The following is an 8,324-nucleotide window of genomic DNA, read 5'->3' on the forward strand; positions in this document are numbered from 1 at the left end:
ATGCCTTTTGGGATACAGGAGGTTATCAATAAAATGAACGACTTTGTCATTGTCACCGATTCTTCCGCCGATTTGCCGGAGGACCTGGTCCGGGAGCTGGGCGTGGAGGTACTGCCGCTCTCCTTCACCGTGAAGGGGCAGACCTATCACAATTACCCGGATGACCGGGAGATGGACCCCAAGGTATTTTATAAAATGCTGCGTGACGGCGAGATGGCCACCACCGCCGCCGTCAATGTAGGGGAGTTCACGGCGCTGCTGGAGCCCATGCTGCAGGCGGGAAAGGATGTGTTGATCCTAGCCTTTTCCTCTGGCCTTTCAGCCACCTACCAGTCCTCCGCCATTGCCGTGGAGGAGCTTGCCGCCAAGTACCCGGAGCGCAAGATCTATACGGTGGACACCCTCTGCGCCTCCCTGGGCCAGGGGCTGCTGGTCTGGTACGCCGTGCAGGAGAAGAACAAGGGCGGTAGCATCGAGGCGGTTCGGGACTGGGCGGAGGCCCACAAGCTTAACCTGTGCCACTGGTTTACCGTGGATGATCTCCACTTCCTCAAGCGGGGCGGACGGGTCTCCGCCGCCACCGCCGTGGTGGGAAGCATGCTTCAGATCAAGCCGGTCCTGCATGTGGACAACGAGGGGCACCTCATCAATATGGGCAAGGCCAGAGGGCGTCACGCCTCCCTGACCGCCTTGGTCGACCACATGGAGCAGACTGCCATCGATCCCGGAGCGCAGACCGTATTTATCAGCCACGGTGACTGTCTCGAGGAGGCGGAGCGGGTGGCCGACGATGTGCGCAAACGCTTTGGCGTAAAGGAGATCATCATCAATAATGTGGGCCCGGTCATCGGGGCCCACTCCGGCCCGGGCACAATGGCCCTCTTCTTCATGGGGAGAGAGCGCTGATGGATGCCGTATGGCTGGAGGTCACGGTGGAGACCACCGGAGCGGAGCTGGACAGCCTGTCCGCCAGGCTCACGGGAAACGGCGCCACCGGCCTTGTCATTGAGGACGAGGAGGATTTCAAGTCTTTCCTGGAACAGAACCGGCAGTATTGGGACTATGTGGATGACCAGCTTCTGGAGCGCATGAAGGGAGCGGCCCGCATCAAGTTCTATGTCACCGACGACGCCGACGGACAGGGACAACTGGCGAAGTGGATGGAGGGCATTGACCTGCCCTATACCACCGCAAGGCTCCGGGAGAACGACTGGGCCACAAGCTGGCAGAAGTACTACAAACCCATGGCTGTGGGACAGCGGCTGTATATTGTCCCCGAGTGGGAGCGTGGGGAGGCCGTGCCGGACGGCCGGACGGCGCTGTATCTGAATCCCGGGCTCACCTTTGGTACCGGCTCTCACGCCTCCACCCGGCTGTGCCTGGAGTGGGTGGAGGAGTTTGCCCGGGAGGGGGAGAGTGCTCTGGACCTGGGCTGTGGCAGCGGAATCTTGTCCATCGCGGCCCTGCTGCTGGGCAGCCGGGAGGCCGTAGGCGTGGACATCGATCCCAAAGCGGTGGGTGTAGCCTATGAGAATGCGGCCATGAACGGCATCGGGCGGGACCGTTATACGGTCCGGGCCGGCGACGTGCTCACCGATATGGCGCTGCGGGCGGAGATGGCCCGGCAGAGGTACGATATGGTGCTGGCCAATATCGTGGCCGACGTCATCATTCCCCTGTCTCTTCCTGCGAGAGAGCTGCTGGCCCCCGGTGGGGTATTTCTGTGTTCCGGCATTATCGACACCCGCGCGGAGGAGGTGTGCGCCGCCCTGGAGCGCAATGGCCTCCGTGTAGTGGGCAGAAAGGACCGGGATGGCTGGGTGGCCCTGGCCGCCAAACAGGAAGTGGCGAAGGGATAAGACCGGCCGCCTTCGATTCGGATCTGAACAAAGAGCTTCGGAGATGGCTGTGACCATCTCCGAAGCTCTTTGTGATTTTTTCAGGCTGGGCGACCCCGCTGATCTTTTCCCCAGGCCGCTTCCCATTCCATGAAAAAATGGTATAATAAATCATCATGATCTCTCCGAGGTGAACCCATGAAAGCAGTGGTCAAGCAAGTAGAATTTCCGGCGGGGCGCCGTATCCTGGTCATCAGCGACATCCACGGCAATCTCCCCTGGTTCCAGGCCCTTCTGGCAAAGGCAGGCTTCTCCAGGGAGGATATCCTGGTATTGGTGGGGGATCTGGTGGAAAAGGGGCGGGACAGTCTGGCCACGCTGCGGTACATCATGGAGCTCTCCGCCACCCACACAGTGTACGCTCTGTGCGGCAACTGTGACAATCTGGCGGTGGACTTTATCTATGGTAACGGGGAGCTGGGCCGGGATTTCTATCGCTTCTACCTCAGCGTGTGGGGGGAGAGAGCGCTTATTTTGCAGATGGCCGCGGAGGCGGGGATGGAAGTGAGAGGGCCCGGGGACCTGCCCGGTCTGCGGATGTTGTTGCTGGAGCGATTCCGGTCCGAACTGGAGTTCCTGCGGTCGCTGCCCACCATTCTAGAGTCTGAGCACCTTGTCTTTGTCCATGGCGGGGTGCCCTCCTATGCGCACATGGAGGAGCTGGATGCTTGGCAGTGCATGAAAAATGACGATTTCCTGGGTCAGGGCCGCGTCTTCCCCAAATACTGCGTGGTGGGGCACTGGCCCGTGGCACTCTATCGGGGAGACCGCCTCTGTTCCAATCCCATCATCGAACGGACGCGGAAGATCATCAGCATCGACGGCGGCTGTGTGCTCAAGCGGGACGGACAGCTCAACGCGCTGGTGATCCCGGAGGCGGGCAGCGAGGCGTTCTCCTGGATCAGCTATGACGACTGCCCGGTGAAGACGGCGCTGGACCGGCAGGAAGAAGGGCGGGACGCCGTTGTGATCCACTGGACCGACGACGACGTGGAGGTGTTGGAGCGGGGAGAGGAATTTTCCCTGTGCCGGCAGGCGTCCACGGGCCGGACGTTGGAGGTGCCCACCAAGTATCTGAGGAGGCAAGGGGACCGGGACTGGTGCGAGGACATCAGCGACTATCGCTTGGGGGTGGAGCCGGGAGATGCGCTCTCCATTGTGGAGGAGACCAGCCGGGGTTGTCTCTGCAAGAAAAACGGCGTGACCGGATGGTACTTTGGAGGGCTTGAAACCCCTGGAAAGGGCTGAAAAAAGCCATTGACTTTCCAGAAACGTGCTGATATACTATTATAGCCGCTTTGAATGGGAACAAAGTGCGGAGCGCCCCAGCGCGCACGCGCGGCAGAAAAGAGAGGGATTTCCCTCCTCCCCCGACAGCGAGCCCGTAATGAAGGAGTGAATCAAAAGAATGCATGCGATCATCGAGACCGGCGGTAAGCAGTACAAGGTGGCCGAGGGCGACACCCTCTTCATCGAGAAGCTGAACGCCGAGGCTGGCGAGGCCGTGACCTTCGATAAGGTCCTGGCTGTGCTGGGTGAGGACAAGGCCACCTTCGGTGCCCCCGTGGTGGAGGGTGCGAAAGTCAGCGCTTCCGTTGTGAAGAACGGCAAGGGCAAGAAGGTCATGATCTTCAAGTATAACCCCAAGAAGGGCTACCGCCGTCGCCAGGGCCATCGTCAGCCTTATACCAAGGTGCAGATCGAAAAGATCGAGGCCTGAGTTCAAGTGATCGAGGTCACATTTACTTCCGAGGGCAGCCGGATCACCGGTTTTGAGGTCAAGGGACACAGCGGCCTCGCCCCCGCGGGAGAGGATATCCTCTGTGCAGCCGTCACCAGCGCGGTCCGGCTGGCCGAGTGCGCCGTCAACGACGTGCTGGGTTTGGAAGCCGCGGTGAAGGTGCGGGAAAAGGATGCGTCCATCTCCCTAAAGCTTCCCGGCGGGTTGGGGCAGACCAATGAGAGCACATGTCAGACCCTTCTGACAGCCATGATGGTCTACTTTGCGGACCTGCACGAGGAGTATCCGGATCATATTATTGTCTTAGACATGGAGGTGTAATACCATGCTGAACATCGGTCTTCAGTTTTTCGCCCACAAGAAGGGCGTCGGCTCCACCCGTAACGGCCGTGACTCCGAGTCCAAGCGCCTGGGCGTGAAGCGAGGCGACGGTCAGTTCGTCCTGGCCGGCAATATCCTGGTGCGGCAGCGCGGCACCCATATTCACCCCGGCGTCAACGTGGGCAAGGGCAGCGACGACACCCTGTTCGCCCTCAAGGACGGCAAGGTCAAGTTCGAGCGGCTGGGCAAGGACCGCAAGCAGGTCTCCATTGTGGAGATCGCGCAGTAACCTGGGCATACTAAAGGCCTCGAACGCGCGTCGTTCGGGGCCTTTTCTATGTGTGGGAAAATTGGGAAGAGATACAGGAGGTGTCATCATGCCGGCATTTGTGGATACCGCAAAGATCCTGGTGAAGTCCGGCAAGGGCGGCAACGGAGCCGTGTCCTTTCACCGGGAAAAATATGTGGCCGCGGGCGGACCGGACGGCGGCGACGGCGGACGGGGCGGCGACGTGATCCTGCGGGTGGACGACCATATGTCTACCCTGATGGACTTCCGCTATAAGCGCAAGTATGTGGCCGGAAACGGCATGGACGGCACCGGAAAACGCTGTTCCGGCAGGGATGGGGAGGACATGGTCATCAAGGTGCCTCTGGGCACGGTGGTGCGGGACGCGGCCTCCGGGCAGATCATCTGCGACATGTCCACGCGGGAGCCCTTTGTGCTGGCGCGGGGCGGCAATGGCGGATGGGGCAATAAGCACTTCGCCACCCCTACCCGGCAGGTCCCCAACTTTGCCAAGGCCGGTCTTCCCGGCCAAGAGCGGGAGGTGGTCCTGGAGCTGAAGCTGTTAGCCGACGTGGGTCTGGTGGGGTTTCCCAATGTGGGGAAATCCACGCTCCTTTCCGTGGTGTCCAAGGCCCGGCCCAAGATCGCAGACTACCATTTTACCACCCTCTTTCCCAATCTGGGCGTGGTCTATGTGGACGAGGGGGTCTCCTTCGTCATGGCCGATATCCCGGGCATCATCGAGGGCGCCGCAGAGGGAGCCGGACTGGGGCATGACTTCCTCCGGCACGTGGACCGCTGTCGTCTGCTCATCCATATCGTGGATGTATCCGGCCGGGAGGGCAGAGACCCGGTGGAGGACTTTGAGACCATCAATGAGGAGCTCCGGCAGTACAGTCCCGAGCTGGCCTCCCGCCCCATGCTGGTGGCGGGCAACAAGGCGGACATTGCAGAGGACCCCGCCCTGCTGGAGAGGCTCAAGGCACATGTGGAGGAGCATGGGATGCGCTTCTTTACGCTCTCCGCCGCCACCCACCAGGGGGTGGAGGAGCTGATGCGCGCCGCAGCCGGAGAGCTTGCCGGACTGCCCCCCATCACCGTGTATGAACCCGACTATGTACCCGCTCCGCCGGAGATCGATACCAGCGGAGAGGTGAGCATCGAGAAGGTGGACGATGTGTGGATGGTGGATGGGCCCTGGCTCCAGCGGCTGATGGCCAATGTCAATTTTGGAGATGTGGAGTCTCGAAACTGGTTTGATCGTATTCTGAGGGAGTCCGGCCTCTTTGACCGGATGGAGGCCGAGGGCGTCCGGGACGGAGACACCGTGTGCCTCTATAATCTGGAATTTGAATATCAGAGATAAATGAGATCGTCCAAAAAGTGGGGAATCCACTTTTTAAGAAGGGCCGCTCCCCAACGGGGAGCGGCCCTCAGTCTTACGATGGGATCTCAAACTCCTGCACGCCCATATAGCCTGGGGCGATCTCATACTTTTCAAACAGGACCACCGGACGGCCCGCCTCATTCAGGTAAAAGGGCTGGTTGTCCCGGATGGAGGTAAATGCCTCGCTGTAGTCGTCGCCGCCCCAGTAAACATGGTCGGGGTCCTGACTGCGCTGGGCGATCTGTTCCCGTACAGAGGCGTTGACGATCTCCTTCCAGTCGGGGCCGAGCAGATCCCGAAGGGTCAGCTCCTTTCCGCTTTCCAGATCGATGCTGTAGGGATAGAGCTGCTGGAAGGCGGTGGCCTGGGTCTCTGTTTCCGTGATCAGGAAAGAGAGATACCGGTCATTTTGACATTTGATCTCATAGTCCACATCGATGATAACGGGCATAAAGTCTTCCACCTCGCCCCCGGTGGCGATATAGGCCGCCCTGGCCGACCGCGCCCTCTCCTCCGCCTCGTCCAGAAGGGACTGGATGCGGGTGGATATCTCGGTGTTGATGCGCTGCTCCAGCGCAGTGTGGCCGGTGTTCTCCAGGGCCGGGAGACGCACGTCGATGAGGTGCTCCTGGTCCTCAATCTGATATTCCGCAACGGTAAAAATGCGGGCGAGCCGGCCCAGCACCGGCACCTCATATACCGCCTGGGCAAAGGTGGGGCTGGTATTGACCAGAAGGACAAAGCAGGCGCAGCTGGCCAGGGCTGTGCCCAGGCTCCGGCGCAGGGCGTGCCTGCTCCGGCGGGCCTGGTCGCCCGCCCGGACGGCGGTGGCCACCGCAAAGGCCAGCTCTTCCGGCGGCTCCACACTGTGATAACGCTCTTTCGCGCGCTCCAATTCAGGATTCATGTTCGATCTCCTCTCCGGTCATTTCCTTGAGTTTCTTGAGAGCCTTGTAAAGCCGGGACTTTACTGTATTCAGGTTCGTCCCTGTGCACTGGGCGATCTCTTCCAGTTTCATGTCTTCAAAAAAACGCAGCCGGATCACCGCCTGTTCACGGGGGGAGAGCTTGCCGATGGCATCATAGAGGTCCAGGCGCTCTCCCGGGTCCCGCCCTTCGGCCGCGCGCTCGTCCAGGGACGTTTCAAGGGGGACAAGTCTCCGGCTCTGCCGGAAGTGGTTCATGCACTCATTGAGTAAGATCCGATAAAACCAGGTCTTGAGATAGGCGGGTTCCCGCAGCGTGTCCACCTTGGTGAGGGCTTTTACGACGGCCTCCTGGACCACATCCAGGGCTGCATCCCGATTTTGGACATAACTGAACGCCAGGCGGTAAAAATCCGTCTGTCCGGCTGTGATATGGTCCACCAGGAGCTGGCGGGTGTCCGGGGCGGTCGATCTCAAAGGGGCGGCAGCTTCTTTCTCTGTTAGGATAGGGCGCATCCATGGCCGTGGATGGCGAGGCGAAAGGTCCGCAATGGGCAGGGGTGGCCTATTCGCTGACGGTGTGCGTGCGCAGGACCTCCAGCCAGCGCTGATAGGCAGACTTGGTGAGGTGGACGCCGTCAGTGCTCTCCTCCGGGCACAGCGCGCCGTCATCGCCTGCAAAGGCGGCGTGGAGATCCACCAGGTAGACCTCTTTCTCCGCGGCCAGCTCGGCGATGAGGGCATTGTAGGTCTCTACCTTGTCATTGGTGAGATAAGCATGGCTGGCCGATTTTTCCGCGGTCACAGGCAGAAGGGTCTGCAAATAGATCTGTGCGTCCGGCTGTGCATCCCGCACCAGATCGAGCAACTCCCCGTAGGCTTTGTAGAACCTCTGGTCATTATACCAGCCCAACTCATTCACGCCCAGAAGCAGATAGACCTTCCCATAGGTTTTGGTGCCCAGGGCCTCCAGGGGAGTCACCTTGCCGCTGTCGGTCTTGATGACTTTGTCGGTACGGATGGACTGCACGGTAAGGCCCTTATAGGCTAGGTTGTCGGCGCCCCGGATACCGCTGTAGAGGAGCAGGCCGTCGGTGAGGGAATCCCCCAGGAAAGCGGCGTCGGAGAACCAGGAAGCCTCGGCGGGGTCGGAGGCGGGAACGGGGACGGTGTAGTCATAAGGAGCGGACGGATGCGTCTCCCGGGCAGGGAGAGAGGTAGGGACAGGGAATGGGGTAGGAACCGGGGTGGGGGAGGGCGTCTGGGTGACAGCGGGGACCGGTTCCGGAAGCATGGGCGCTTCTGCGCCCTGGCCGGGAGAGAGCAGAGAGCGCCCACCCACCAGGGTGAGGGAGATCAGGAGCACGGCAACGGGGAGGCGGAGCGCAGAGCGGTTCCGCCGGGCGGTCCGCTTGCCGGAAGTGTTTTTGGAGGTCTGGACCATGGGAGTTCCCGTCCTTTCGTGTTTCTGATGATTAGACACGACAGGGGGAGAAAAAGTTTGCCTGAAAAAATAAAAAAAGAGGAAAAAAGAGCAGCCTTTGCAGCGCAAGGGAAAGGTATGCCCAATGGCGGGGATAAAGAGGAAGATACGACTGCAGTCGTATCTTTCTTTTGGCGCAACGCGTCCCAAGGCCGCCAAATTAAAAAAAGAAAGACACGACATATGTCGTGTCTTTCTTTTCCTGGAGCAGGTGACGAGGCTCGAACTCGCTACCTCCACCTTGGCAAGGTGGCGCTCTACCAGATGAGCTACACCTGC

At 60.4% G+C, this 8,324-nt stretch carries 10 protein-coding genes and 1 tRNA gene; 7 read left to right on the forward strand and 4 right to left on the reverse strand.

The window, feature by feature from the left end:
- The first annotated feature begins 33 nt into the window (after positions 1 to 33).
- The 7 genes from ABUA09_RS13255 to obgE all read left to right on the forward strand — a co-directional run bounded on the left by ABUA09_RS13255 (position 34) and on the right by obgE (position 5,615).
- Positions 34 to 906 (forward strand): DegV family protein, encoded by an 873-nt coding sequence (locus ABUA09_RS13255; protein ID WP_033119116.1) that lies wholly within the window; start codon positions 34 to 36, stop codon positions 904 to 906.
- Positions 906 to 1,859, forward strand: a complete 954-nt coding sequence (gene prmA, locus ABUA09_RS13260) for a 50S ribosomal protein L11 methyltransferase (RefSeq protein ID WP_227151764.1) — start codon at positions 906 to 908, stop codon at positions 1,857 to 1,859. The genes ABUA09_RS13255 and prmA overlap by 1 nt, the downstream gene beginning before the upstream one ends.
- 177 nt (positions 1,860 to 2,036) lie before the next feature.
- On the forward strand, positions 2,037 to 3,146 hold the full coding sequence (locus ABUA09_RS13265; RefSeq protein ID WP_033119118.1) for a metallophosphoesterase: 1,110 nt from the start codon (positions 2,037 to 2,039) through the stop codon (positions 3,144 to 3,146).
- A gap of 160 nt (positions 3,147 to 3,306) precedes the next feature.
- On the forward strand, positions 3,307 to 3,618 hold the full coding sequence (gene rplU, locus ABUA09_RS13270; RefSeq protein WP_033119119.1) for a 50S ribosomal protein L21: 312 nt from the start codon (positions 3,307 to 3,309) through the stop codon (positions 3,616 to 3,618).
- A gap of 6 nt (positions 3,619 to 3,624) precedes the next feature.
- Positions 3,625 to 3,960 carry a ribosomal-processing cysteine protease Prp gene (locus ABUA09_RS13275; protein WP_033119120.1) on the forward strand — a complete coding sequence of 112 codons (336 nt, stop codon included), beginning with the start codon at positions 3,625 to 3,627 and terminating at the stop codon, positions 3,958 to 3,960.
- A gap of 4 nt (positions 3,961 to 3,964) precedes the next feature.
- Positions 3,965 to 4,249 (forward strand): 50S ribosomal protein L27, encoded by a 285-nt coding sequence (rpmA, locus tag ABUA09_RS13280; protein ID WP_033119121.1) that lies wholly within the window; start codon positions 3,965 to 3,967, stop codon positions 4,247 to 4,249.
- An 88-nt stretch (positions 4,250 to 4,337) separates the two neighbouring features.
- Positions 4,338 to 5,615 carry a GTPase ObgE gene (gene obgE, locus ABUA09_RS13285; RefSeq protein WP_195615258.1) on the forward strand — a complete coding sequence of 426 codons (1,278 nt, stop codon included), beginning with the start codon at positions 4,338 to 4,340 and terminating at the stop codon, positions 5,613 to 5,615.
- Positions 5,616 to 5,688: 73 nt separating this feature from the next.
- On the opposite strand, the gene ABUA09_RS13290 is transcribed toward obgE, so the two are convergent.
- From ABUA09_RS13290 to ABUA09_RS13305, 4 genes are all read right to left on the reverse strand, one after another.
- A complete protein-coding gene (locus ABUA09_RS13290; protein ID WP_279204987.1) occupies positions 5,689 to 6,543 on the reverse strand; it encodes a PdaC/RsiV family protein in 855 nt (284 codons plus the stop codon).
- Positions 6,533 to 7,039: an RNA polymerase sigma factor gene (locus ABUA09_RS13295; protein ID WP_075704774.1), complete on the reverse strand. Its 507-nt coding sequence runs from the start codon at positions 7,037 to 7,039 to the stop codon at positions 6,533 to 6,535. Before ABUA09_RS13295 ends, ABUA09_RS13290 begins: the two co-directional genes overlap by 11 nt.
- An 88-nt stretch (positions 7,040 to 7,127) precedes the next feature.
- Entirely contained in the window at positions 7,128 to 8,006 is an 879-nt protein-coding gene (locus ABUA09_RS13300; RefSeq protein ID WP_278903948.1) for a GDSL-type esterase/lipase family protein, read from the reverse strand.
- Between the two features lie 242 nt (positions 8,007 to 8,248).
- Positions 8,249 to 8,324 (reverse strand) — tRNA-Gly (locus tag ABUA09_RS13305).

Source organism: Intestinimonas sp. RTP31139st1_F5_RTP31139_211217, assembly GCF_040226735.1.
Classification (GTDB): domain Bacteria; phylum Bacillota; class Clostridia; order Oscillospirales; family Oscillospiraceae; genus Intestinimonas; species Intestinimonas butyriciproducens.

What these genes read in the sequence shown, in the direction of transcription:
- rpmA (WP_033119121.1), top strand. Translation starts at nt 3,965, where the DNA reads ATGCTGAACATCGGTCTTCAGTTTTTCGCCCACAAGAAGGGCGTCGGC.
- rplU (WP_033119119.1), top strand. Translation starts at nt 3,307, where the DNA reads ATGCATGCGATCATCGAGACCGGCGGTAAGCAGTACAAGGTGGCCGAG.
- ABUA09_RS13300 (WP_278903948.1), bottom strand. Translation starts at nt 8,006, where the DNA reads ATGGTCCAGACCTCCAAAAACACTTCCGGCAAGCGGACCGCCCGGCGG.
- ABUA09_RS13265 (WP_033119118.1), top strand. Translation starts at nt 2,037, where the DNA reads ATGAAAGCAGTGGTCAAGCAAGTAGAATTTCCGGCGGGGCGCCGTATC.
- prmA (WP_227151764.1), top strand. Translation starts at nt 906, where the DNA reads ATGGATGCCGTATGGCTGGAGGTCACGGTGGAGACCACCGGAGCGGAG.
- ABUA09_RS13290 (WP_279204987.1), bottom strand. Translation starts at nt 6,543, where the DNA reads ATGAATCCTGAATTGGAGCGCGCGAAAGAGCGTTATCACAGTGTGGAG.
- ABUA09_RS13255 (WP_033119116.1), top strand. Translation starts at nt 34, where the DNA reads ATGAACGACTTTGTCATTGTCACCGATTCTTCCGCCGATTTGCCGGAG.
- obgE (WP_195615258.1), top strand. Translation starts at nt 4,338, where the DNA reads ATGCCGGCATTTGTGGATACCGCAAAGATCCTGGTGAAGTCCGGCAAG.